The following is a 23,133-nucleotide window of genomic DNA, read 5'->3' as shown; positions in this document are numbered from 1 at the left end:
AGCCGGGGCGACGTCGCTCCGGCTCCTTGACCCGATAGCGTGCGGCGCCGCTCAGGCGTCATGGCCTATCGACGGTGAGCCCAGGCGTGATGGGCGTTGGCCATTTCCTGATACTGCCGAATGGTCTCATCGTAGGTGAGGCCAAGTGCATCCCTCTGGCGAGCCATCAGCACCTTCAGTTCGTTGGTGCAGAGATTGTCGTTGTCGAGTGGGGATACCGTCACCGTCACGGCGACGACACCATCGACAAGTGAGCCCAGGATCGGGTTCTCGCGCAGATTCATGATCCAGACGACCAGGTCGAACCGAACGTTTTCGTCGTTCAGCGTGGCGAGAATGTATTGGCGGCTCTGCTCCTGGCTTCGCCCCGCCAGCACCATGCGGACCAGGGCTCGAGAAACCAAGGCGTGGGTTTCGAACCGGTGCTTGGCCAGGGCGTCCGCTACGGCTTGGCGCACGGCTTTCAGATCATTGTGCAGATCGCCGTCCTGCTGGTCGCGCTGATCGTCATACGACTCGTCGACCGTCTCATCGACCAGATCCTTGAAGACGAAGGCGTTGGCGGCGAGGCGCCACATTGCCAGAGTGGGCGCTGGGTTCGACCTCTGGCTTGGCCTGTCGATTTCGATCTGCTGCAATTCCAGCCGCGCCTTCACGGTCTCGTCCAGGAGAGACAGCGCGCCGCCCTCCACGGAGCTCCGGACATGGCCGGACTGGTAATCCCTCAGGCTGACAAACAGCGTCATGCCGTCTCCTCGAAGCGGCGGGCCGAAAGACCCGGAAGGCTCGCACGCGGCAAGCGCGACGACACCTTCCCGCACCGGGAGTGTCCGACAGCTTAACCGGACGGGGCCGCCGCCTAGGGCTCCAGCTGAACCTGGCCCTTGCCCAGTTCCAGCCAGTCGGTGAACGGTCGGTGGTAATAGAGGTCGAAGACCTCGGCCTGCAGCTTGAAGGGCAGGCTGCTCTCGCTGTTCCACAGCATCACGACGCCGGTCTTCTTCTGCGGGTCGAACATCATCGTGGCGCGGTAGCCGTCGACGGCGCCGCTGTGGCCGGCCAGGCGGTGGCCCTGGTATCCGAAGCTGCGCATGGCCAGGCCGTAGCCCGGCTTTTCCAGCGTGCGGCCCAGCGGAGAGTTGCCGTAGGGCTTGCCGGTGTTGACGCGCGGACGCTGGATTTCCTCGAGCACGCCGGGGGGCAGCACGGCGGGCGCCAGGCCCATCTGGGCCTGCATCCAGCGCGCCAGGTCGACGATGTTGGAGTTCACCCCGGCGGCGGCGGGGGTCAGGTAGTAGGCCTCGGCCAGGGTCAGGCGACGGCCGTAGCGCGACGGGCGCGCCCAATGCTTGGCGTCGCTGAGCTCGCCCATGCCGATCGTGGCGCTGCTCATGCCCAGGGGCAGGAACAGGCGCTGGCGCACCTCCTCGGCATAGGGGCGGTGGGTGGTGGTCTCGACGACTTCGCGGATCGTGTCGAAGGCGACGTTCTGGTAGGTGTGGCAGGTGGCCGGCGGGCACTGGGGAGGCACGTCGCCCAGGGCCTGGCGGATCATCTTGGGCGCGCGGCCGCCCTCCAGCCAGCCGTCATAGGCGTTGCGCGGCAGGCCCGTGCGCTGCGACAGCAGCTGCTCGATCGTCAGGGTTTCCTGGGCCCCGGCCGGCAGGCGCAGGCTGGTGTGGAACTTGCCCAGCGGGTCGGCCAGCGCGAAGGCGCCGTCCTGCGCCAGGCGCGCGCTCAGCGAGCCGGCCACGGTCTTGGACAGCGACGCCCAGCGGAACACCGTGTCGGCGCCGACCGCCTCGCCATCGTCGGGCGCGGTGACGCCATAGCCCTTCACGAACGACAGCCGGCCGCCCTCGACCACGGCCACGGCCAGTCCGGTCATCGAGCGGTCGTGCATCATCGACTGGATGCGGGCGTCTAGGGCGCGATAGTCGATATCGCCGCGCCAGTCCTGCGGCTTCAGCGGCAGGACGACGGGCGTGGCCGCGGCGGCGATCGCCTTGTCGTCGACGGCGCGCGGCGCGCGGGTGCAGCGCGAGACGCCGAACACCACGCCGCCCAGCAGGGCGACGCCGACCGCGGCCGCCGCCGCAATGCGCCCGACCGTCCAGCGACGGCGACGGAAGGTGAACTGCGAGGTCTTCAGGAACTTGGTCAGGCTGGCCGTCCGTACGCAGGAAAGCAGCGGCCAGACGCCGGCAGCCCCCCGGCGTCACGTCCGCGACACATGAAACACGAAGCGTCCGTCCTAGCGTTTTGACGCGAGGCGACAACCCCATTTGAGCCGCAGGTCCGGGATTGTCGGACCGCCGCCACGCGAGCGCCTTGCCGGGCGCCACCGGGGCGATAACATCGCCGCATGAAACGCATCGCCAGCATCGCCGCCGCCGTGCTCCTGGTCTTCGGTCCCGTCGCGACGGGACAGGCCAGGGCGCAGATTCACGAGCGGGTCTATCCGGCTCCGAAGGCGCCGCTGAACCTGACGGGCCTGCCGCCGGCCGCGGCGATGGTCACGGTCACGACCGCCGACGGCCTGACCCTTCGCGGTGTCGAGGTCGCGCCGCGCGACGGCAAGCCGACCTTCCTGATCTTCCACGGCAACGGGTCGACCGCCAACAACTCGGTGCGCTGGCTCTCGCCCCTGGTCGCCGAGGGCTACGGCGTGGTGGCGGCCGAATACCGCGAATACAGCGGCAATCCCGGCCGGGCCAGCGAGAAGGGCCTGGCGGCCGACGCCGACGCGTTCTTCGAAAGGGCGCGGGTCGTCGCCGGCGCCGGACCCCTGATCGTCGTCGGCCACAGCCTGGGCGGGGGCGTCGCTTTCGGCCTGGCGAGCCGGCGCAAGCTGGACGGCCTGGTCACCATCGGGACCTTCACGCGCCTGTCGGCCATGGCCCCGGCCATCGCCCGTCCGCTGCTGACCGACCGTTACGACAACAAGGGCGCGATCGCCTCGCTGGACGAGCCCTTGTTCCTGATTCACGGCGACGCCGACCAGGTCATCCCCTACGCCCACGGCGAGGCGTTGCGGGCGCAAGCGGTCGCCGCCCATCGCACGGGTGCGCTGTTCACGGTGCGCGGGGCCGGCCACGGCCCGGATTCGGCGACGCTGGCGATGGTGCTCAGGGCGATCGTCGCCAAGGTCGAGAGCGGCGAGGCGACGGCGAAGGTGGCCTTGCCGGCCCATGTGCGGCTGGCGCCGTTCTAGACGCTCCGATGGCCCGCTTGGCCAAAACGCAGGGGGACTGAACAAGACTGTTTTTGTCGGCGTCGACACATTCCGCGGACTTCTTCCATTCCGCATCCAAGGACAAAGTCGATGCCGATCAAGGCCACCCCGACCCCCGGCCCGCAGCTGCTGACGCCGACCGACCACACCCTGATCATGATCGACTTCCAGTCGCAGATGGCGTTTGCGACCCATTCGATCGACGCGATCACCCTGCGCAACAACGCCGGCCTGGTGGCCAGCGCCGCCGCCGGCTTCGGCGTCTCGACCATCCTGACCACGGTCGCCGAGAAGAGCTTCTCGGGCCCGATGTTCGCCGAGGTCACCGCGCCGTTCCCGGGCAAGACCCTGCTGGACCGCACCTCGATGAACACCTGGGAAGACGCCCCGGTGATCGAGGAGATCAACAAGATCGGCAAGGACCGCATCGTGCTGGCCGGCCTGTGGACCAGCGTCTGCATCGTCGGTCCGGCGCTGTCGGCCCTGGCCCAGGGCTATGAGGTCTACGTGATCACCGACGCCTGCGGCGACGTTTCGGCCGAGGCCCACGAGCGCGCCGTCGAGCGCATGATCCAGGCCGGCGCCCGTCCGATCACCGCCCTGCAGTACCTGCTGGAAATGCAGCGCGACTGGGCCCGCACCGAGACCTACGACATGACCACCGGCATCGCGAAGGTGCATGGCGGCGGCTACGGCCTGGGCATCATCTACGCCAAGTCGATGTTCAACGCCCACGAAGGCTAACCAGTCCGCCCGCGCCGGCTCGTTCCCGGGCCGGCGCGGCGCGCCCCTGCAAGGCGTCCCCATGATGAAGATCTACATCCTGTCGCTCGCCGCGGGCCTCGCGGTCGGCGTGTTCTACGGCCTGCTGCAGGTGCGCTCGCCCGCGCCGCCGGTGGTGGCCCTGGTCGGCCTGTTCGGCATACTGGTGGGCGAACAGATCCCGCCGCTGGTCAAGGGATGGATGGTCCGCAGGCCGGCCGCCGTCTCGTGGCTGAAGCATCAGGTGGGGCCGCACATGTTCGGCCCGCTGCCCTGCGGCCAGAAGCCGACCGAGCTGGCCGACAACGATCCGCCGGCCGCCCCCAAGGCCTGAAGACGCGTCCCGCCAGTTCGCTGGCGCCCAAGTTTCCCCCGGAGTTCCGCCCATGACCTCGCCCGACCTGATCCTGCGCAACGGCCGTTTCACCACGCTGGACCGCGGCAATCCGAACGCAGAGGCCGTCGCCGTCACCGAAGGGCGCTTCTCCGCCGTCGGGACCGAGACCGAGGTCATGGCCCTGGCCGGCCCGGACACCAGGGTCGTCGACCTGAAGGGCCGCCGCGTGCTGCCGGGCCTGATCGACAACCACCTGCACATCATCCGCGGCGGGCTGAACTTCAACATGGAGCTGCGCTGGGACGGCGTGCGCTCGCTGGCCGACGCCATGAACATGCTCAAGCGCCAGGTGGCCATCACGCCGCCGCCGCAGTGGGTGCGCGTGGTGGGCGGCTTCACCGAGCACCAGTTCGTCGAAAAGCGCCTGCCGACCATCGAGGAGCTGAACGCCGTGGCGCCCGACACGCCGGTGTTCATCCTGCACCTCTATGACCGCGCGCTGCTGAACCAAGCGGCCCTGCGGGTCATCGGCTACGACCGCGACACCCCCGAACCGCCCGGCGGCCAGATCATCCGCGACAGCCAGGGCAACCCCACGGGCCTGCTGCTGGCCAAGCCCAACGCCCAGATCCTCTACGCCACCCTGGCCAAGGGCCCCAAGCTGCCGTTCGACTATCAGGTCAACTCGACCCGCCACTTCATGCGCGAGCTGAACCGGCTGGGCGTGACCGGGGCGATCGACGCCGGCGGCGGCTTCCAGAACTATCCGGACGACTACGAGGTCATCCAGAAGCTGGCCGACGAGAACCAGCTGACCATCCGCCTCGCCTACAACCTCTTCACCCAGAAGCCCAAGGGCGAGAAGGACGACTTCCTGAACTGGACGAAGACATCGAAGTACAAGCAGGGCGACGACTATTTCCGTCACAACGGCGCCGGCGAGATGCTGGTGTTCTCGGCCGCCGACTTCGAGGACTTCCGCCAGCCGCGCCCCGACATGCCGCCGCAGATGGAAGGCGAGCTCGAAGAGGTGGTCACCATCCTGGCCCAGAACCGCTGGCCCTGGCGGATGCACGCCACCTATGACGAGACCATCGACCGGGCGCTGGACGTGTTCGAGAAGGTGAACAAGGACGTGCCCCTCGAAGGCCTGAACTGGTTCTTCGACCACGCCGAGACGATCTCGGAGAAGTCGATCGACCGCATCGCCGCCCTGGGCGGCGGCGTGGCCGTGCAGCACCGCATGGCCTACCAGGGCGAATACTTCCTCGAGCGCTACGGCCCGGCCGCCGCCGAGGCGACCCCGCCGATCGCCAAGATGCTGGAGAAGGGCCTGAAGGTCTCGGCCGGCACGGATGCGACTCGCGTGGCCTCATACAATCCCTGGGTCTCGCTGGCCTGGATGATCACCGGCAAGACGGTGGGCGGCACGCGCCTCTACTCGCAGCGCAACTGCCTGGATCGCGAGAGCGCCCTGCGCATGTGGACCGAGAACGTCACCTGGTTCTCCAACGAGGAGGGCAAGAAGGGCCGGATCGTGGAAGGCCAGCTGGCCGACCTGATCGTGCCGGACCGCGACTTCTTCGGCGTGCCCGAGGACGAGATCGCCGACATGACCTCGGACCTGACCATGGTCGGCGGCAAGATCGTCTACGGCGCCGGCGACTTTTCAAAGCTGGACGAGAACGAGGTGCCGCCGGCCATGCCCGACTGGTCGCCGGTGCGCACCTTCGGCGGCTACGCGGCCTGGGCCGAGCCCGAGACGGACAAGACCCTGCGCCGCCAGGCGGCCGCCTCGTGCGGTTGCGCCAACAGCTGCGGCGTCCACGGCCACGACCACGCCACGGCCTGGACCAAGAGCCTGCCGATCGCCGACCTGAAATCGTTCTGGGGCGCGCTGGGCTGCGCTTGCTGGGCGGTCTGATGAGCACGCCCGTCCAACGCCTGCGCGGGGTTTTCCTCGCGCCGGCGGTGCGCTGGATCGCGCTGCTTGGCCTGTGCGCCGCCTACATCCAGGGCGGCCTGACCAAGGCCTTCGACTTCCCCGGCGCCCTGGCCGAGATGCACCATTTCGGCCTGTCGCCCGCCGCCTTTTTCGCGGTCGTGGTGATCGTCCTGGAGATCGTCGCCTCGCTCATGATCCTCTCCGGCCGATTGCGCTGGCTGGGGGCGCTGGCGCTCGCGGCCTTCACCCTGGGCGCGACCTTCATGGCCAACCGCTTCTGGGAGATGGCGCCGCCCGAACGCTTCGGCGCGACCAACGGCTTCTTCGAACACCTGGGCCTGGTCGGCGGCTTCCTGCTGGTGGCCTGGCACGACCTGCAACCAAAGGACCATGCTTCGGAGACGGGGGCATGAGGACGCTGGCGGCCGCGGCGCTCGTTCTCGCCGCGGCCCCTATCCCCGAGACAAGGGGGGCTCTTGCGGCCGAGCGCCCGGCGATCAAGGTCAACCGCTGGCAGGAGGAGCGGCCGGATGCCTCGCTGACCCTCGGCCTCACCCTGCGCGAGCGGATCGAGACGGGCGACGCGGCCAGCTTCGGCGGCGAACCTACCGACACCAGCCTGTCGCAGCGCCTGCAGGTTCACGCCGATGCCCGCAAGGGCGGCTGGCAGGGCTTCGTGCAGATCGAGGACGTGCGCGCCTTTGGCCGTCGCGACATCGGCCCGGCCGACCAGAACCGCCTGGACCTGCGCCTGGCCTTCGTCGGCTACGAGACCGAGATCTGGGGCGGCAAGGCCAATGTGCGTGTCGGTCGCCAGGACTTTCCGATCGACCAGCAGCGGTTCCTGTCGGCCCGCGACGGCCCCGGCGTGCGCCAGTCGTTCGACGCGGTGTGGGCCGACTGGTCGCGCGGCGACTGGAAGCTGGCGGGTTTCGTCAGCCAGCCGGTGCAGTATCATGACGGAGAGGCCTTCGATGATACGTCCAGCGGCGCCGTGCGGCTCGACCTCTTCCGGGTCGAGCGCAAGGCGCCCGGCGGGTCGGTGTCGGCCTATGCCGCCCGGTTCGCCCGCTCGACCGCCCGCTATGTCGACGCGATCGGCGAGGAGGACCGCCAGGCCTATGACCTGCGCTATCTCGGCGCGGCCGGGGCGCTGGACTGGGACCTGGAGGCGATGGTCCAGCGCGGCGAGGTCGGGGCTAGCGAGGCGCGGGCCTGGGCCGCCGGCGGCCGGATCGGCTGGACGCTGAAGGCGCTGGCCTGGAAGCCGCGCCTGGGCTTCCAGGTCGACACCGCCAGCGGTGATGCGCGTTCGGGCGACGGGCGGGTGGGGACCTTCGACCCGCTCTATCCCAACGCCGCCTATTTCACCCGCGCGGCCTACACCGGCTACGCCAACCTCGTGCACGTCAAGCCGTCGGTGACCGTTACGCCCGCCAAGGGCCTGGCGGTCACCGCCGCCCTGGCGGGCCAATGGCGACGCGAGACGACCGACGCGATCTACGCCCAGCCCTTCATCCCCCTGTCCGGCACGGCCGGGCGCGGCGGACGCTGGACCGGGGCCTACGCCCACCTGCGGGCCGACTATGCTTTCAACCCGAGCCTGACCGGGACCATCGAGGCCGTCCACTACGAGGCCGGGAGCGCCCTGCGCGCCTCGGGCCGGGACGACAGCGACTATCTCGGCGTCGAGCTCAAGTACGGATGGTGACCATGAGATTTCCGAGCCTTTCCCAGCTGATGAGCTTCAACGGCGGCTATCTCGACACGGTCGGCTTCCTGGCTTTGCAGGGCGTGTTCGTCGCCCACGTCACCGGCAACTTCGTCACCTTCGGCGCGGCCATGATCCATGGGGCGGACGGGGCGATCGCCAAGCTGCTGGTGCTGCCGGTGTTCTGCGCGGCGGTGGTGATCAGCCGGCTGGTCACCTTCAAGCTGGAGGCGGCCAACCTGCCCACCTTGCGGATCATGCTGGCGGTCAAGACCGTGCTGCTGATCGCCGGCTCGGTCGCGGCCGTCCTGCTGGCGCCGTTCGCCAAGGGCGACAGCTGGCAGCTGATCCTGGTGGCGGTGCTGTTCGTCTGCGCCATGGCCATCCAGAACGCCGCCCACCGGGTGCACATCCCGACCGCGCCGCCGACCACCCTGATGACCGGCTCGACCACCCAGATCATGCTCGACGTCGCCGAACTGATCCGCGGCGGCGGTCCCGACCGCGCGGCCTCGGTGGCGCGGATCAGGAAGCTGTCGGCGGCCGTGGGCCTGTTCGCGGCCGGCTGCGGCCTGGGCGCGCTGGCCTTCGCGTTCGGCGGGACGTGGGCGTTCTCGCTGTCGGCCGTGCTGGCCTTCCTGTCGCTGTTCTCGGCCGAGGCCCGTAGCCAGCGCGGATAACGCTCCCATTCGAGCCGCGGGCTTCACCCGCCTGGGTAGGCGAGGTTCACCCGGGCGGGAATGGCGGCGGGGCTCTCCTTGGTCGAGTTTCGCTACACGCCGTCCTCGCGCCGGCGCGCCGAAGCCCAGCCGAAGAGAGCGACGATGCAAGTCCTGACCGTGTCGACCCGCGTTCCCGAACCGGCCCTAGCCCCCGCCCCGGAGCCCGCCAGGGACCAGATCCGCCTGCTGTTGATGCAGGCCCGCCACGCCCTGGCCACCGATCCGGCCGACGCCGAGCGCTGCATCGCCGTGGCCGTGCGCCTGCTGCCTCAGATCGAAGCGTCGCCGGCGTCCGAGCCCAAGGCCTTCGCCGCCCCCGTCATGCAGCGCGGGGGGCTGGCGCCCTGGCAGGTGCTGCGGATCAAGGCCCTGGTCGAGGCGCGCCTGGCCGGCCGGATCTCCAGCGCCGAGATGGCGGCGGCCGCCCGACTGAGCCCCAGCCACTTCTCGCGCGCCTTTCGCATCAGCTTCGGCGACGCGCCCAAGGCCTATGTGAACCGCCGCCGCATCGCCCGCTCCAAGGCCATGATGCTGGAGAGCGGCGATTCCCTGGCCGCCATCGCCCTGGCCTGCGGCCTGTCGGACCAGGCGCACTTCTGCCGGATGTTCCGCCGCTTCGAAGGGATGTCGCCCAGCGTCTGGCGTCGCTTGAGCGGCGGGGCGTCCGAGCCCATCGAGACCGAGGCCGAATGGCCGACGGTCGCGGTCGGCTGAACGGAGAGACAAGACCAGTGACCGCCGCCGTCATGCTTATCCACGGCGCCTGGCTGACGCCGCGCGCCTGGGACCGCTTCAAGGCCCGATACGAGGGCAGGGGGCTGACGGTGGTCGCGCCGGCCTGGCCGCTGCTGGACGCGCCGGCCGAAGAGCTGCGCGGCCTGTCGCCCCGGACCCTGGGCCGGCTGACGCTCGACGCGGTGGTCGAGGCCCATGCCGCCCATGCGGTGGCCATGGTCGAGCCGCCGATCCTGATCGGCCACGGCCTGGGCGGGCTGATCGTGCAGCGCCTGCTGGACGGCGGCTGCGGCGCCTGCGGGGTGGCCATCGCCTCGACACCACCGCTGGGGCTGCTGGCCCGCCCGCGCGCGGCCTGGGCGCTGCGGCGGCTGGCGGCGCGCTGGAGCGGCGCGACGCTGCTGCCGCCCGAGGGCTTCGCCGAACTCTTCGCCCAGACCCTGCCCGAGGACGAGCGCCGCCTGGCCTATGTCGAGCACGTGGTTCCCGCGCCCGCCCGCGTGGTGCGCCAGGCCCTGTTGGGACCCGGAGGCGGCGCGGCGAGGGCGACCCGCCGCCGTCCGCCCCTGCTGCTGATCGCTGGCGACGAGGACCGCATGGCCCCACCGGCCATGGTCGCCGCCGCCGCCCGCCATCAGCGCCGGGCCGCCTCGCGCACCGACCTGCAGTGCTTCTCGGGGCGATCCCACTGGCTGTGCAACGAGCCGGGCTGGGAGGACGTCGCCGACTTCGCCCTAGACTGGGCGCTGGCCAACGGACGGGCGGCCCTTCCGGGTCAAGCCCCGAAAGGGTAATCGTGCGCCGCTTTCGTGTATGGTCGTGGCTTGCGGAACAGGCCAATTGTACGAGTTCCATGCGCAAGGACCGGTCCCCGGACGTCGCCGAATGAACCAACACCCCGCCAGCATCGAGGCCGGCGACGACCGTATCCGCGTGCTGATCGCCGATGACCACCCCATGCTGCGCGAGGGGGTGATCGCGGTGCTCGAGACCCAGTCCGACATGGTGGTGGTGGGCGAGGCGGCCACCGGCGACGAGGCGATCGCCGGCTGGGAGCGGCTGCGTCCCGACATCACGCTGATGGACCTGCAGATGCCCGGCAACGGCGTGGTGGCCATCGAGACCATCCGCCGGGCCCACCCCGAGGCGCGGATCATCGTGCTGACCACCTTCACCGGCGACGCCCAGGCCCTGCACGCCCTGCGCGCCGGGGCGGCGGGCTATCTGCTGAAGAGCAGCCTGCGCCGCGACCTGCTGGACGCCATCCGCGGCGTCCATGCCGGCCGCCGGCACCTGCAGGCTGAGGTGGCCGAGCGCATCGCCATCCACGCCATCGACGAGCCGCTGAACGCCCGCGAGATCATCGTCCTGCAACTGATCGCCAACGGTAATTCCAACAAGCACATCGCCCGCGAGCTGAACCTGTCGGAAGACACCATCAAGTCGAACATCAAGAGCATCTTCGCCAAGCTCTACGTGAACGACCGGACCCACGCGGTGACCGTCGCCGCCAAGCGCGGCATCATCGACCTTTGAGCCGGGCGGGGGGGCTTCGGAGCGGACTGGCGGGCGCGGCGCTCGCCCTGGCGCTGGCCGGCACGGCGGCGGCCGCGCCGGCGCTCGAGCCCCTGGCCGAATACAAGCGCGTCAGCTGGTCGATCGAGGGCGGCGCGCCCAGCCGGGTCAACACCATCGGCCAGTCCAGGGACGGCTATCTGTGGATCGGCAGCGTCGATGGTTTGTTCCGCTTCGACGGCGTGGCCTTCGAACCGATCCAGCGCGACGGCCCCAAGCCCGGGCGGCTGAACGTCTCGCAGGTGCTGGGCGCGCGCTCTGGCGCCTTGTGGGTGGGCCTTGGCCGCAGCGGCGGGGTGGCGGTCTATCGCGACGGCCGGCTGATCGACGCCCGCATGCCCGATCCCTCGCGCGAGGTCACCAGCCTGGCCGAGGACCGCGAGGGCGGGATCTGGGTCGCGCGGGGCGGCCGCAAGCGCGCCACCCTGGCCCGCTGGCACGACGGCCGCTGGCGGGAATTCGGCCCCGAGGCCGGCCTTCCCGAGCAGGAGATCTGGCAGGTCTTCTTCGATCGCGACGGCGTGCAGTGGCTGGTGCTGACCAACACCGTGCTGCGCCGCGCGCCGGGCGAGACGCGTTTTTCGCCGACCGGCGCCAAGGTCGCGCGCAGGGCCAGCCTGGCCGAGGACGCCCTGGGGCGGCTGTGGCTGTCGGATTCCTCCAGCACGCGCCTGCTGCGGGGCGAGGCGCCGGCGGCTTCGTCCCTGACCCGGGCCTATCCGCGTCGCGACGAGGTGGGCGCCTCGCGGATCCTGTTCGACCGCAAGGGCGACCTGTGGGGCGCCACCTGGACCGATGGCGTCGTCCATATTCCAGCGCCGGGCGTGGCGGCCCGCAGCGCCGACGCCGGCGCCCTGCGCATCCAGTCCTACAAGGCCGTGCACGGCCTGACCTCGGACCAGACCCACGCGGTGTTCGAGGATCGCGAGGGCAACATCTGGTTCGGCACGGAGCTGGGCCTGGACATGATGCGGCCGGCGGCGGTGACGGTCGAGCAGGCCATCCCGCCCAACTCCGCGCGCGGCTACCGGATGACCTCGACGGCCGACGGCAAGGTCTGGGTCGCCGACGCCCACACCCTCTACGCCATCGCGCCGGGCCAGGCGCCCAAGCCCGTCCTGAAGACCGACTGGTCGGCGGGCTCGCTGTGCGCGGGGACGGGCGACGCCGTCTGGGTGACGCTGCGCGACACCGTGCTGCTGGTGCGGGGCGGCAAGGTCGAGACCTTCACCAAGCCCGCCGAGGCCAGCGCCTATGGCTGCGCCGAGGACGAGGACGGACGCCTGTGGATGGCCGCCCTCGACAAGGGCCTCTACTGGCGCGAGGGCGGGGCCTGGAACCGCTGGCCGGGCGGGCTCGGCATCGCCTCCAACGCCGCGTCGCAGGCCGACGGCCGGGCGGCGATCCTGTTCCGCAACGCCCCGACGCTGCAAGGGCGTCCGCCGTTCGAGCCGATCCACAAGGCGCGCTTTCCGATCGGCGAGATCGAGGGCCTGCTGCCGGGACGCGAGGCGCTCTATCTCAGCGGCGGACAGGGCTTCGCCAGGCTGCGCGGCGGGGCGACCGCCAGCCTGGACGCCGAGCGCTATCCGTGGCTGGCCTCGGTCAACGGCCTGGTCCAGACCCCGGCCGGCGACACCTGGACGATCGGCGACGCCGGCGTGGTGCGCATGCGCTCGTCCGATCTCGACCGGGCCCTGGACAGGCCGGGCGCGCCCCTCCCACGGCGGGTGTTCGACTTCCGCGACGGCCTCAACAGCTTCGTCCAGAAGTCGCCGGGCCAGCAGATCGCCGCCGGCGGCGACGGCCGGATCTGGATCCTGACCCGCCGCAACGTCGTCGTCGTCGATCCCGCCCGGCTGAGCGTCAACACCCTGCCGCCGCCGGTGGCGATCCGCGCGGTCATGGTCGGCGACCAGCATTTCCGCGACCCGGTCGCCCTGCGCCTGCCGGCCGGCACGCGCGGCCTGCGCATCCACTACACCGCCCTGAGCTTCCCCGCGCCCGACCGGGTGCGCTTCCAGTACCGGCTTGAGGGCGTCGACGGGGACTGGATCGAGGCGGGCGACCGTCGCGAGGTGATCTACGACAACCTGCATCCGGGGACCTTCCATTTCCGGGTGAAGGCGGCCAACAGCGACGGCGTGTGGAACGAGCAGGGCGCGACCCTGACCGTCGAGATCCCGCCGACGCTGGTGGAGACCTGGTGGTTCCGCGCCGCCTGCGTGCTGGCCGTGGCCCTGGCGCTGTGGGGCGTCTACGCCCTGCGCCTGCGGCGGGTCTCGGCCCAGATCAAGGACCGGCTGGAGCAGCGCGCCGCCGAGCGCGAGCGCATCGCCCGCGAACTGCACGACACCCTGTTGCAGAGCGTGCAGGGCCTGATCATGCGGTTCCAGTCGGTGGCCTACCAGATCCCCGACGACCTGCCGGCCAGGGACGTGATCAACCAGGCGCTCGATCGCGCCGACCAGATGCTGGTCGAGGGGCGCGACCGCGTGCGCGACCTGCGCGGGGCCGAGGTTCGGCGCCTCGACCTCGTGCTGCGCGAACTGATGGCCGAGCAGCCGTTCGAGAGCGGTGTGAAGGTCGAGCTGGCCGCGGAGGGGACGCCGCGTCCGGTGCAGCCGCTGGTGCAGGAGGAGATCGTCCGCATCGCCGGCGAGGCGTTGTTCAACGCCGCCCGCCACGCCAAGGCGGGCCAGGTGCTGGTCAAGGTCTCGTACGGCGTGCGGCAGCTGCAGGTGACCATCCGCGACGACGGGGTGGGCATCGGCGCCAACCGCATGGCCTGGGCCAGCCGCGAGGGCCACTATGGCCTGATCGGCATGCATGAGCGGGCCGGCAAGATGGGCGCCCAGCTGGCCATCGAGAGCGCCGCGGGCAAGGGCACGACCATTGCGCTCAGCGTCGCCGGCTCGATCGCCTATCCGACCCAGCCGTGGTTCGCGCGGCTGGGCAGGAAGAAGTAGGGCTCAGGCCTTCAGCCATACCGCCACGGCCGACAGTGTCACGCAGGCGATGGCGGTGGTCAGGGCCACGGTGCGGGCGCCGCCGCGGGCGAAGACGCCGTAGGCGCGGGTCTGGATGAAGACGTTGACCGCCGTCGGGGTCGCGGCCAGCAGGGTGGCGGCCAGGTGGAAGGTCGCCGGCGCAGGCGTCAGCCCGACCACGAACCAGACCAGCACCGGCAGGACCAGCAGCTTGGCGATGGCGGCCACGGCGACGGGGCTCCAGCGCGGCGGGGCCCCGTCGGCTTCGGCGGGCAGGCCCAGGACCACGCCCAGCGCGACCAGCGCCACCGGGCTGCCCGAGGCGGCGGCCGCGCCGACCGCGCGGTCGAGGACGCCGGGCAGTTGCAGGCCGAGCAGCGCCAGGGCCGTGCCGAACAGGGCGGCGGCGACGATCGGATTGCGGAACGCCTGCATGGTCGAGCGCCACACCGAGCGACCGCCGGCCCAGCCCAGCAGGGCGACGCCAAGGGCGGTGGCCAGCACGAAGTCGATGGCGACCATGCCGGCGCCGACGCGGGCCACTTCGGGTCCGAACACGGCGGCCGCCACGGGCAATCCCAGGAAGGCGCTGTTGCCGACGCCGGCGGCCATGGCCGCGCCGGCGCGCTCGCCCCGGTTCCAGCGCAGGGCCAGGCCGACGCCGATCATCAGGGCCATGATCGCCGCCAGGCAGGCGGCATAGGCGGCCAGGCCAAGGGTCAGGTCGTGGTCGGGCCGGCCCATGCGCGAAAGGGAGTGCACCAGCAGGGCCGGAAAGCCGATCCAGTAGACATAGGCCGACAGCCCCTGGGCCATGCGGCCGTCCAGCAGCATCAGCCGCGCCAGGGTCACGCCCGCCCCGACCAGCAGGAAGAACGGCAGGGCGCGCGCCAGCACCTCCAGCGTCAGGGCGATCACGCCGGATACGCCTTGGCGGGCGAGGGAAGGGTCATGCGCGGGGGCCTCGGCGGAAAACGCGGGTCGCTGGATAGCACCGCCTTCGCGCCGGGGTCAAAAGCGGCGCTGGGCGGCGAGATCGGCGGGAAGGGTCAGGCGATAGACCAGCACCAGGCTGTCGTTGTCGGCGGTCGGCGCGCCCTCGGGTGTCTTGGGCGCGGCGTCGAAGGCCAGGTCGCCGACCTTGCCCCTGGCGGTCTGGAAGTCGTTGTCGCTGCCGACCAGCAGGAAGACGTCGTTGGGCGCGGCCGGGTCGAGGGCCGGCACGATGGCCAGGGATTCCAGCTTTTCGGGCAGGGTGGCGGCGTTCGGCGCGGCGTTGTCCAGGTTGACGCCTACGCGCGCCAGGCCCGCGCGGTCGGCGAGGTTGACGAGCTGGGCCTGGCCGGCGGGGACGACGCCCTGGGCCAGGACGCCGCCGGGGGCGATGGCCGCGCCTGTCGCGTCGTTCCTGGCGCCGGCGAGGTTGGTGGCGCCGGCGGTGTCGACCAGCAGCACCGAGCGGTAGACGGTGGGCCTGGCCGAGCCGGACCCCAGGCCCGCGCCGTCGCGGGCCAGCACCAGGAACTGGTGGTCGGAAAGCGCCAGGAGCTCGGACTGCGCGGCCACCTTGTCGGGCGCGCCGCCGTCGCCCTTGGTGCGCAGCACCGGCAGTTCGAGCGCGTATTCGGCGATCGGGGCGGCGGGCGTCGGGTCCTTCTCGATATCGTAGACGAACAGGCGGCTCACCGCGCGCTCGGCGTCGCCGTCGCCGCTGTCCTGCACGGCCGCGCTCTGCAACAGGGCGAACAGCCGCTTGCCGTCGGGCGAGACGGCCACGCCCTCGAAGCCCTGGTTCGGGCGGCGGCCGGACTGGGGCTTGATCTCGCTCGAGAGGGCCGGGCGGCCGTCCTTGCGCGGGGACACGGCCGCCACCGGCGCGATGACGCCCTTCAGCGCGCCGTGGGCGTCGAAGCGGTAGATGTTGGCCGCGTATTCGTCGCCGACATAGAAGCCGCCGTCCGGCAGCCGGGCCAAGGCCTCGCCGTCGAGGCTGATGCGGAAGCCGCCGGGGCCGGTCAGGGCGCTGGGGCACGCGGCCCGGCCGCAGAACACGACGCCGTCGCCCGGATCCATGCCGGTGAAGGCGTGGCCCTTGTCGTCCTTCAGCAGGAAGCCGCCGGTTGGCGTCAAGGTCAGCTGATCCGCGCCGCCCGAAGCTCCGTCGGCCAACGGCCGGAAGGCGAGCTCGAAGGCGTGGACGCGATTGTCGTAGGGCGTGGTGCCGGCCACCGTGCCGACGCCGTTGGGGCCGCGGTCGGGCAGGGTCAGGAGCTTGCCTTCGTAGCCGCCGTCGGCCGTCCGGCGCCATTCGGTCACGGCCATGCCCGAGAACGAGCCGAGGGTGTCGCCCTGGAAGTCGCGGGTGCTGGCCGCCAGCCGGCCGGCGCCGACCAGGCCGTGGTTGACGAAGCCGGCGCCGCCCAGGGTCACCATCTTCGGGCTGGCCGTATCGGGCGTCAGGTAGACGGCCGGCGCGGCGAAGGACGGCGCGGTGAGCGACAGGGCCAGCAACGACGCGGCGCAGGCGAACGGTTTCATGACGGCTTCCCCCAGACCATCCGGAACGTGGCGGACGCCGAACCGCTCCAGACGCTGGGCGGTGCCTAGCAGCGGCGCTTGAAGGTTCGGTGACAGCGTTGCGCGGCCGGCGAAAAGCGGATCAGGATGGGGCATGAGCGACGCCATCCGCTTCCTCCGCGCCGTCCCGATCCTGCGCAGCTTCGACGAGCGCAAGGCGCGGGAGTTCTATCTCGATTTCCTGGGCTTTGCCGTGCAGTTCGAGCACCGCTTCGAGCCGGGCATGCCGCTCTACATGGGCGTCGAGCGGGCGGGCCTCGTCCTGCACCTGTCCGAACATCACGGCGACGCCGCGCCCGGCTCGACCGTCTATGCGCCGATGAAGGGCGTCCACGCCTACCAGGCCGAGTTGATCGGCAAGAACTACGGCTATGGCCGGCCGGGCGTCGAGGCGCAGCCGTGGGGCGACGTGATGCAGGTGCACGATCCTTTCGGCAACCGCATCCGCTTCTGCGAGGAGCGCGAGTAGAGCCCGCCGTAGCCCTTCAGCGGGCTGAGCGCGCCGTCCGCCGGAGCTCGGTCGCGGCTCTCCGTCCCGGCCATCGCCGTCGGGCTTTCACAGCCTGCCGATCTCTCTACTTACATAACTTTCAGTTGCGGCGTCCCCCCGCATACGGTTGAAGTGACGCTTCATTGCAAGTGAGGGTCGTTTCCATGCTGCATCGTCGTCGCCTGCTCACGCTCGCCGCCGTGACCGGGAGCGCGCCGTCGGCGGCGCTGGCCCGGCAGATCATGGCCCTGCCGACGGTCGACCCCGCCGCGGTGCTGGCCGAGACGGGCGCGCCGGCCGTGGCCGGCCTGGTCACCGACCCCGAGAAGGTGATCGTGCAGAAGCAGGCCGGCGTGCGTCGCGCCGGCGCGCCCGACTTGGTCGAGAGCTCGGATCCCTGGCATATCGGTTCCAACACCAAGGCCATGACCGCGGCCGTCTATGCCCGGCTGGTCGAGGCCGGCAAGGCCAAGTGGGGGGCGACCCTGGGTTCGCTGTTCCCGGGCGTGAAGCTTGACCCGGCGTGGAACGACACGACGATCGAGCGGCTGATGAGCCACGTGTCGGGGATCAGCGACAAGCCGGTGATGGCCGCCGGCTGGCTGGCGCGCGCCCATGCCGACAAGCGGCCGCTGACCGTGCAGCGGGCCGAGCTGGCCGCGCAGATCCTGGCCGCGCCGCCCGCCGCGAAGCCCGGCAAGTACGAGTACGCCAACCTCAACTACATACTGGTCGGTTCCGCCATCGAGACCATCACCGGAAAGCCCTGGGAGCAGGTGATCGACGCCCTGCTCTTCAAGCCTCTGGGGATCACCACCGCCGGGTTCGGCGCGCCGAAGGGCGCCGCGCCCTGGGGGCACCTGCCCAAGCCGGGCGGCGGGCTGACGCCGGTGGATCCGGCCGGTCCGTCCGACAATCCGCCCGCCATGGGACCGGCCGGCACGGTGCACATGACCCTGGCCGACCAAGCCCGCTTCGCGCGGCTGTTCCTGAAGGACAACGCCTTCCTCAGCGCCGACAGCATCAAGCACATGACCACGCCGGTCGGCGACGCGATCTATGCGCTGGGCTGGCTGGTGGTTCCTGGACGCCCGTGGAGCCGTGGGAAGCTCCTGGTCCACGAGGGCTCCAACACCATGTGGCACGAGGTGATCATGATCGCCCCGGGACGCGGGGTGGCGATCATCGCCGCCAGCAACGCCGGGCCCGAGGCCTCGAAGGGCGCGGCCACCAAGCTGCTGCACCAGTTTCAGGGCGCGTACGTCGCCTGAGGTTTGGGGGTCCTAGCGCTCGTCGGCCGGCAGGCGGATGTGCACCAGCTTCCAGGTGAACAGTTCGCGGCGCTGGAAGGTGAAGATCGTGGCCTTGGCCTTGTCGTCTGGACGGCGCACGGCGATGCGCACGCGGTTGGGATCCCAGTAGGCGATGGTCGGGTACGGACCGCGCACCACGGCCTGCATCCGGCCCAGCACGGTCTCGGGGCGGGCCGCCGGCGGCGGGGCGGCGGCGGGGGCGTAGCCGCGGGTCAGCGCCGACAGGCCCTGGACGGTGAGGTAGCGGTCGACCTTGGGTTCGGGCGGGGCGATCGGTTCGATGGCGCGCTTGAAGACGCCCATCGGGTTGGTCCACAGCGACGGGGCCTCGGGCTTGGCGGCGGGCGCCTCCTCGTCGAGCTGGCCGGTCAGGCTGCGGCGCACGACTGGAAAGTCGACCAGTTCGCCCAGCGCCTGCACGTCCTCGTACTGGGCCGCGGCCTTCAGGGCGCGGAAGGCGAACCAAGGCGCTGTGGCGAAGACGGCGGCGAAGATGAAGATCGCCAGGACCAGCAGGTCCCAGATCCGCTTCTGCAAAGTCATTGCGCCCCCGCACGGTTAACGCTGCCTAGAATGGGCATTCATGCCCCCTCCGCAAGGGCGTTCGCTCAGGAAGGGTTCCATGAGTGGAATCCGCTTTCCCGGAGAGCTTGACGGCTTTATGGGGTCGCCGCTTACGGCGCGGTCCTAAGCCTTCGCCGCCCCTGAGGAATTCCCGGAGCGCCCATGGCCGGCTCGCGCATCGCCGATCTCTTCCGCTGCAAGCCCGTAGGGGCGATCGCGGCCGAGGGCGACGACAATCCCAACGAGCTGCCGCCCCAATCCGGCGAGCTGGAACGTTCGATCGGCCTGTTCCAACTGACCATGCTGGGCGTGGGCGCCACCATCGGCACCGGCATCTTCGTGGCCCTGACCACGGCCGTGCCCCTGGCCGGACCGGCGGTTATCGTCTCGTTCGTCATCGCCGGGATCACCGCGGCCCTGACGGCCCTGTGCTACGCCGAACTGGGCTCGACCATCCCGGTGTCGGGTTCGTCCTATTCCTACGCCTACGCCACGCTGGGCGAGTTCGTGGCCTTCCTCGTCGGCGCCTGCCTGCTGCTCGAGTACGCGGTGTCGGCCTCGGCCATCGCGGTGGGCTGGGGGCAGTACCTGAACGAGCTGTTCGTCGACCTGTTCGGCTGGCGCCTGCCCGACGCCCTGGCCAAGCCGCCGGGCGCGGGCGGGGTGTTCAACCTGCCGGCCGTGGTGCTGGTGGGCTCGTGCATGGTGCTGCTGCTGCGCGGGGCCAAGGAGTCGACCACCATCAACGCCGTGCTGGTGGTGGCCAAGCTGCTGGTGCTGCTGTTCTTCGTGGTCATCGCCTTCACCGGCTTCAACTCCGAGAACCTGACGCCGTTCGCGCCGATGGGCGTGGCCGGGATCGGGGCGGCGGCCTCGTCGATCTTCTTCTCCTACATCGGCATCGACGCGGTCTCGACGGCCGGGGACGAGGTCAAGAACCCACGCCGCAACCTGCCGCTGGGCGTGGTGCTGAGCCTGCTGATCGTCACCGCCGTCTACGTGCTGGTCGCGATCGCCGCCGTCGGCGCCCAGCCGTGGACGGCCTTTGCCGGCCAGGAGGCGGGCCTGGCGGTGATTCTGCGCAACCTGACCGGCGCGGGCTGGACCTCGCTCGTCTTGTGCCTGGGCGCGATCATCTCGATCTTCAGCGTCACGCTGGTGGTCATGTACGGCCAGACGCGGATCCTGTTCGCCATGAGCCGCGACGGCCTGTTGCCGCGCATCTTCCAGAAGACCGACCCGCGCACCCGCGTACCGACCTGGAACACGGCCATCGTCGCGGCCTTCATCGCCTTCCTGGCCGCCTTCGTGCCGCTGGACGTGCTGGTCAACCTGACCAGCATGGGCACGCTGATCGCCTTCGCCATCGTCTCGGCCGGGGTGATCATCCTGCGCCGCACCCGGCCCGACCTGCCGCGCGGCTACAAGGTTCCGCTCTATCCGGTGCTGCCGATCGCCAGCGTGGCCTTCTGCGGCTACCTGATCATCGGCCTGCCATGGGACACCTTCGCCCTGTTCGGCGTCTGGGTGGCGGCCGCCTGCGTGATCTATTTCGGCTATTCGCGGAAGCACTCGAAGCTGGCCTGAGGACGCTCGGGCGGTCCATTCTGGGTCAGGATCGAACACTCGGCCGCCTTCCTGGGGACGGAAGGGTCTCGCGCCTTGCCCGGCCTTCGCGACGCCACCTAGGGTCGCTGGCGACGTCTCGCGCACGATTGCGCGATCGTTTGGCCCGAGTCGGGTTTAGGATCGCCGCGATGACCCAGATCGAAGTCCAGGGAATGGAAAAGCGCGCCTACCGTCGCTACCCCGCCTCGCGCAAAGCCTACCTCGTGGTGGGCGGCGAGCCCCTGCGCTGCCGGCTGATCGACATCGCCAAGGGCGGGGCGCGGATCGCCGCGCCGGAGTTCGCCGTGCCGCCGGAGATCCTGCACCTGGTCGATCCGGCCCGCCGCATGATCCACCTGACCCGCATGGTCTGGCAGGGCGACGGCCAGATGGGTCTGCAGTTCATAGAGTCGCGCGCCTTCACCGAGCCGCTGGGCGGCGCCGAGGGCGCGGGCCGGGTAGTCGAGATGGTCGGCCCGTGGCCGAAGGAAACCCGCGGAAACTAGGTTTTTCGGCTTCCGTCGCGGCAAGCTGAGCCAACCGGAATTGAAGTCGCGCGTTGCTGGCTCTGTCGGATTTCGACAGACGCCAAGGTGAGCGCGTGAACGCGATACTTCGTGCGGCGGCCCTGAGCGCCGCCTTGCTGCTGGCCGGTTGCGGCACGATGGCGAGGCCGCCCGAGGGCGTGGTCCGGGTCGCGCCCGGCGCGGTGATCCCGACGGCCGATCCGCGCATCGTGGCCAGCGACGCAGCCCCCGTGCGGCTGCTCGAACGCCAGATCATGGGCGAGCAGGGTCAGGGGCCGACGGCGATCCTCGCCCTCTCGGGCGGCGGGGCCAACGGGGCCTATGGCGCGGGCGTGCTGGTGGGCTGGACCCAGAGCGGCCGGCGGCCCGATTTCCGCATCGTCACGGGGGTGAGCACTGGCGCCCTGGCCGCGCCCTTCGCGTTCCTCGGCCCATCCTGGGACCCGCAACTGGCGGCCGCCTATTCCGATGGCGGGGCCAAGGACATCCTGGCCTGGCGGCAATTGGCCACCTTCGCCTCGCCCAGCCTCTACAGCAGCTCGGCCCTGCGCAAGCTGGTCGACAAGGCCGTGACGCCGCAGATGCTGGCGGCCATCGCCGCCGAACACGACAAGGGCCGGCGGCTGCTGGTGGCGACCACCAACCTCGACAGCGAGGAGACGGTGATCTGGGACATGGGCCTGATCGCCAGGCAGGGCGGCGAGCAGGGGCTGAAGCTGTTCAAGGACGTGCTGACCGCCTCGGCCAGCATTCCGGGCGTCTTTCCGCCGGTGCTGATCGCTGGCCGGGCCAAGGACGGGCGGATCATCCAGGAGATGCATGTCGACGGCGGGGTCAACACGCCGTTCCTGGCCGTGCCCGAGAGCCTGGTGCTATGGAGCCGTCCGGTCGGCGCGGTGGGCGGCGGCTCGATCTACGTGCTGGTCAACGGCCAGCTGGGCCGGCGCGACGCGGTCACCGCCGGCAAGCTGACGGCGATCCTCAAGCGCAGTTACGACAGCGGCAGCAAGGCCTCCACCCGCGCTCACCTGGCCGCCAACGCCGCCTTCGCCCAGCGCAACGGCCTGGCCTTCCGCGTCGCCGCCGTGCCCGACGAGGCGCAGGCCAACAGCCTGGACTTCAGCGAGGCGGCCATGCGTCGCCTGTTCGAGCTGGGCCGCGCGCAGGGGCGCTCGGGCAAGGCGTGGGGCGACTGGAAGCCGGCCGAGGCCGAGAAGGCGGCGGCCACGGGCCTCATCGTCATCGACGCCCCGCCGGCGCGGCGCTAGCGCTCAGGCCGTCTCGTGGCGCATGGCCTCGGTCGCCAGCGCCGCGTGCTCGGCGATGCGGCCGCCCGCCTTGCGCTCGCTGTAGCGGTCGACGAGGTAGTCGGCGCGGTCGCGGGTCAGCAGGGTGAACTTGACCAGTTCCTCCATCACGTCGACGACCCGGTCGTAGTAGCCGGACGGCTTCATGCGGTCGTTCTCGTCGAACTCCCTGTAGGCCATGGCCACCGACGATTGGTTGGGGATGGTGACCATCCGCATCCAGCGGCCCAGCAGGCGCAGGGTGTTGACCGCGTTGAACGACTGCGAGCCGCCGCTGACCTGCATGACGGCCAGGGTCTTGCCCTGGGTGGGACGCACGCTGCCGATCTCCAGCGGGATCCAGTCGATCTGCGACTTGATCACGCCGGTGATCGCGCCGTGCCGTTCGGGGCTGCACCAGACCTGGCCTTCGGACCATTCCGACAGGGCGCGCAGCTCCCGGACCTTGGGGTGATCGGGGCCCTCGGCGTCGGGCAGCGGCAGGCCGCGCGGGTCGAAGGTCCGGGTCTCGCAGCCCAGGGCCTGGAGGATGCGCGCGGCTTCCTCGACCAGCAGCCGGCTGAACGAGCGCTCGCGCAGCGATCCGTACAGCAGCAGGATGCGCGGCGGATGCGACGCGTGCGGCGACGGCTCCAGGCGGGCGGCGTCGATCCTGGCGAGGAACGGGGCGTCGAGGGCGGGAAACTCGGTCACGGGCGTCTCCGGAGGGGGCTATTCAAAAGCTCATATTTCGAG

General features: G+C 70.7%; 22 protein-coding genes. 16 read left to right on the top strand and 6 right to left on the bottom strand.

Translation table 11 applies throughout. The features are described 5' to 3' along the window. Positions 1–65: 65 nt before the first annotated feature. Positions 66–746, bottom strand: a complete 681-nt coding sequence (locus V6S85_RS17430) for a hypothetical protein (RefSeq protein ID WP_334349719.1) — start codon at positions 744–746, stop codon at positions 66–68. Between the two features lie 113 nt (positions 747–859). After that, on the bottom strand, positions 860–2,056 hold the full coding sequence (locus V6S85_RS17425) for a serine hydrolase domain-containing protein (protein WP_243410522.1): 1,197 nt from the start codon (positions 2,054–2,056) through the stop codon (positions 860–862). 309 nt (positions 2,057–2,365) lie between these two features. Here V6S85_RS17425 and V6S85_RS17420 point away from each other — a divergent pair, with 309 nt between their 5' ends. The 11 genes from V6S85_RS17420 (at position 2,366) to V6S85_RS17370 (ending at position 13,991) form a co-directional block, all read left to right on the top strand. Continuing rightward, positions 2,366–3,214 carry an alpha/beta hydrolase gene (locus V6S85_RS17420; protein ID WP_334349718.1) on the top strand — a complete coding sequence of 283 codons (849 nt, stop codon included), beginning with the start codon at positions 2,366–2,368 and terminating at the stop codon, positions 3,212–3,214. A gap of 111 nt (positions 3,215–3,325) precedes the next feature. After that, positions 3,326–3,979 carry a hydrolase gene (locus V6S85_RS17415; RefSeq protein WP_165256709.1) on the top strand — a complete coding sequence of 218 codons (654 nt, stop codon included), beginning with the start codon at positions 3,326–3,328 and terminating at the stop codon, positions 3,977–3,979. Positions 3,980–4,043: 64 nt separating this feature from the next. Beyond that, positions 4,044–4,331 (top strand): XapX domain-containing protein, encoded by a 288-nt coding sequence (locus V6S85_RS17410; RefSeq protein WP_334349717.1) that lies wholly within the window; start codon positions 4,044–4,046, stop codon positions 4,329–4,331. Between the two features lie 52 nt (positions 4,332–4,383). Then, complete coding sequence (locus tag V6S85_RS17405; protein WP_334349716.1) at positions 4,384–6,258, top strand: amidohydrolase; 1,875 nt, start codon at positions 4,384–4,386, stop codon at positions 6,256–6,258. Further along, complete coding sequence (locus V6S85_RS17400) at positions 6,258–6,692, top strand: DoxX family protein (RefSeq protein WP_334349715.1); 435 nt, start codon at positions 6,258–6,260, stop codon at positions 6,690–6,692. Before V6S85_RS17405 ends, V6S85_RS17400 begins: the two co-directional genes overlap by 1 nt. Further along, on the top strand, positions 6,689–7,990 hold the full coding sequence (locus V6S85_RS17395; RefSeq protein ID WP_334349714.1) for an alginate export family protein: 1,302 nt from the start codon (positions 6,689–6,691) through the stop codon (positions 7,988–7,990). The genes V6S85_RS17400 and V6S85_RS17395 overlap by 4 nt, the downstream gene beginning before the upstream one ends. Positions 7,991–7,992: 2 nt before the next feature. Next, positions 7,993–8,670: a YoaK family protein gene (locus V6S85_RS17390; protein ID WP_116566646.1), complete on the top strand. Its 678-nt coding sequence runs from the start codon at positions 7,993–7,995 to the stop codon at positions 8,668–8,670. Between the two features lie 144 nt (positions 8,671–8,814). Further along, positions 8,815–9,426, top strand: coding sequence for a helix-turn-helix domain-containing protein (locus tag V6S85_RS17385; RefSeq protein WP_334349713.1), 612 nt, complete (start codon positions 8,815–8,817; stop codon positions 9,424–9,426). 17 nt (positions 9,427–9,443) lie between these two features. Continuing rightward, on the top strand, positions 9,444–10,241 hold the full coding sequence (locus V6S85_RS17380) for an alpha/beta fold hydrolase (RefSeq protein WP_165828790.1): 798 nt from the start codon (positions 9,444–9,446) through the stop codon (positions 10,239–10,241). Positions 10,242–10,332: 91 nt separating this feature from the next. Continuing rightward, a complete protein-coding gene (locus tag V6S85_RS17375) occupies positions 10,333–10,983 on the top strand; it encodes a response regulator transcription factor (protein WP_334349712.1) in 651 nt (216 codons plus the stop codon). After that, positions 10,980–13,991: a sensor histidine kinase gene (locus tag V6S85_RS17370; protein ID WP_334349711.1), complete on the top strand. Its 3,012-nt coding sequence runs from the start codon at positions 10,980–10,982 to the stop codon at positions 13,989–13,991. Before V6S85_RS17375 ends, V6S85_RS17370 begins: the two co-directional genes overlap by 4 nt. A gap of 3 nt (positions 13,992–13,994) precedes the next feature. Here V6S85_RS17370 and V6S85_RS17365 read toward each other — a convergent pair whose 3' ends face one another. Further along, positions 13,995–14,930: an AEC family transporter gene (locus V6S85_RS17365; protein WP_334349710.1), complete on the bottom strand. Its 936-nt coding sequence runs from the start codon at positions 14,928–14,930 to the stop codon at positions 13,995–13,997. 93 nt (positions 14,931–15,023) lie between these two features. Continuing rightward, positions 15,024–16,550, bottom strand: a complete 1,527-nt coding sequence (locus V6S85_RS17360) for an esterase-like activity of phytase family protein (protein WP_334349709.1) — start codon at positions 16,548–16,550, stop codon at positions 15,024–15,026. Between the two features lie 133 nt (positions 16,551–16,683). On the opposite strand from V6S85_RS17360, the gene V6S85_RS17355 reads away from it, so the two are divergent. Together V6S85_RS17355 and V6S85_RS17350 are read left to right on the top strand one after the other, a co-directional pair. Continuing rightward, complete coding sequence (locus V6S85_RS17355; RefSeq protein ID WP_334349708.1) at positions 16,684–17,058, top strand: glyoxalase superfamily protein; 375 nt, start codon at positions 16,684–16,686, stop codon at positions 17,056–17,058. A gap of 185 nt (positions 17,059–17,243) precedes the next feature. Further along, complete coding sequence (locus V6S85_RS17350) at positions 17,244–18,350, top strand: serine hydrolase domain-containing protein (RefSeq protein WP_334349707.1); 1,107 nt, start codon at positions 17,244–17,246, stop codon at positions 18,348–18,350. A 12-nt stretch (positions 18,351–18,362) separates the two neighbouring features. Here the strand turns inward: V6S85_RS17350 and V6S85_RS17345 are convergent, their stop codons facing one another. Next, positions 18,363–18,935 carry a DUF2939 domain-containing protein gene (locus V6S85_RS17345; protein ID WP_334349706.1) on the bottom strand — a complete coding sequence of 191 codons (573 nt, stop codon included), beginning with the start codon at positions 18,933–18,935 and terminating at the stop codon, positions 18,363–18,365. 183 nt (positions 18,936–19,118) lie between these two features. On the opposite strand from V6S85_RS17345, the gene V6S85_RS17340 reads away from it, so the two are divergent. The 3 genes from V6S85_RS17340 to V6S85_RS17330 all read left to right on the top strand — a co-directional run bounded on the left by V6S85_RS17340 (position 19,119) and on the right by V6S85_RS17330 (position 22,359). Next, complete coding sequence (locus V6S85_RS17340; protein WP_116566536.1) at positions 19,119–20,543, top strand: amino acid permease; 1,425 nt, start codon at positions 19,119–19,121, stop codon at positions 20,541–20,543. Positions 20,544–20,713: 170 nt separating this feature from the next. After that, positions 20,714–21,070 (top strand): PilZ domain-containing protein, encoded by a 357-nt coding sequence (locus V6S85_RS17335; RefSeq protein ID WP_116566534.1) that lies wholly within the window; start codon positions 20,714–20,716, stop codon positions 21,068–21,070. Positions 21,071–21,165: 95 nt separating this feature from the next. After that, positions 21,166–22,359 carry a patatin-like phospholipase family protein gene (locus V6S85_RS17330; protein ID WP_334349705.1) on the top strand — a complete coding sequence of 398 codons (1,194 nt, stop codon included), beginning with the start codon at positions 21,166–21,168 and terminating at the stop codon, positions 22,357–22,359. A gap of 3 nt (positions 22,360–22,362) precedes the next feature. On the opposite strand, the gene arsH is transcribed toward V6S85_RS17330, so the two are convergent. After that, positions 22,363–23,091 carry an arsenical resistance protein ArsH gene (arsH, locus tag V6S85_RS17325; RefSeq protein WP_334349704.1) on the bottom strand — a complete coding sequence of 243 codons (729 nt, stop codon included), beginning with the start codon at positions 23,089–23,091 and terminating at the stop codon, positions 22,363–22,365. Positions 23,092–23,133: the final 42 nt, after the last annotated feature.

This window comes from Caulobacter sp. CCNWLW153 (assembly GCF_036889365.1).
Classification (GTDB): Bacteria; Pseudomonadota; Alphaproteobacteria; order Caulobacterales; family Caulobacteraceae; genus Caulobacter; species Caulobacter radicis.
Note: the sequence above shows the minus strand (reverse complement) of the source record. Positions and strands in the feature narration are given on the sequence as shown.

What these genes read in the sequence shown, in the direction of transcription:
- V6S85_RS17345 (WP_334349706.1), bottom strand. Translation starts at nt 18,935, where the DNA reads ATGACTTTGCAGAAGCGGATCTGGGACCTGCTGGTCCTGGCGATCTTC.
- V6S85_RS17360 (WP_334349709.1), bottom strand. Translation starts at nt 16,550, where the DNA reads ATGAAACCGTTCGCCTGCGCCGCGTCGTTGCTGGCCCTGTCGCTCACC.
- V6S85_RS17340 (WP_116566536.1), top strand. Translation starts at nt 19,119, where the DNA reads ATGGCCGGCTCGCGCATCGCCGATCTCTTCCGCTGCAAGCCCGTAGGG.
- V6S85_RS17400 (WP_334349715.1), top strand. Translation starts at nt 6,258, where the DNA reads ATGAGCACGCCCGTCCAACGCCTGCGCGGGGTTTTCCTCGCGCCGGCG.
- V6S85_RS17390 (WP_116566646.1), top strand. Translation starts at nt 7,993, where the DNA reads ATGAGATTTCCGAGCCTTTCCCAGCTGATGAGCTTCAACGGCGGCTAT.
- V6S85_RS17385 (WP_334349713.1), top strand. Translation starts at nt 8,815, where the DNA reads ATGCAAGTCCTGACCGTGTCGACCCGCGTTCCCGAACCGGCCCTAGCC.
- V6S85_RS17375 (WP_334349712.1), top strand. Translation starts at nt 10,333, where the DNA reads ATGAACCAACACCCCGCCAGCATCGAGGCCGGCGACGACCGTATCCGC.
- V6S85_RS17395 (WP_334349714.1), top strand. Translation starts at nt 6,689, where the DNA reads ATGAGGACGCTGGCGGCCGCGGCGCTCGTTCTCGCCGCGGCCCCTATC.
- V6S85_RS17405 (WP_334349716.1), top strand. Translation starts at nt 4,384, where the DNA reads ATGACCTCGCCCGACCTGATCCTGCGCAACGGCCGTTTCACCACGCTG.
- V6S85_RS17415 (WP_165256709.1), top strand. Translation starts at nt 3,326, where the DNA reads ATGCCGATCAAGGCCACCCCGACCCCCGGCCCGCAGCTGCTGACGCCG.
- V6S85_RS17430 (WP_334349719.1), bottom strand. Translation starts at nt 746, where the DNA reads ATGACGCTGTTTGTCAGCCTGAGGGATTACCAGTCCGGCCATGTCCGG.
- V6S85_RS17355 (WP_334349708.1), top strand. Translation starts at nt 16,684, where the DNA reads ATGAGCGACGCCATCCGCTTCCTCCGCGCCGTCCCGATCCTGCGCAGC.
- V6S85_RS17350 (WP_334349707.1), top strand. Translation starts at nt 17,244, where the DNA reads ATGCTGCATCGTCGTCGCCTGCTCACGCTCGCCGCCGTGACCGGGAGC.
- V6S85_RS17410 (WP_334349717.1), top strand. Translation starts at nt 4,044, where the DNA reads ATGAAGATCTACATCCTGTCGCTCGCCGCGGGCCTCGCGGTCGGCGTG.
- V6S85_RS17420 (WP_334349718.1), top strand. Translation starts at nt 2,366, where the DNA reads ATGAAACGCATCGCCAGCATCGCCGCCGCCGTGCTCCTGGTCTTCGGT.
- V6S85_RS17335 (WP_116566534.1), top strand. Translation starts at nt 20,714, where the DNA reads ATGACCCAGATCGAAGTCCAGGGAATGGAAAAGCGCGCCTACCGTCGC.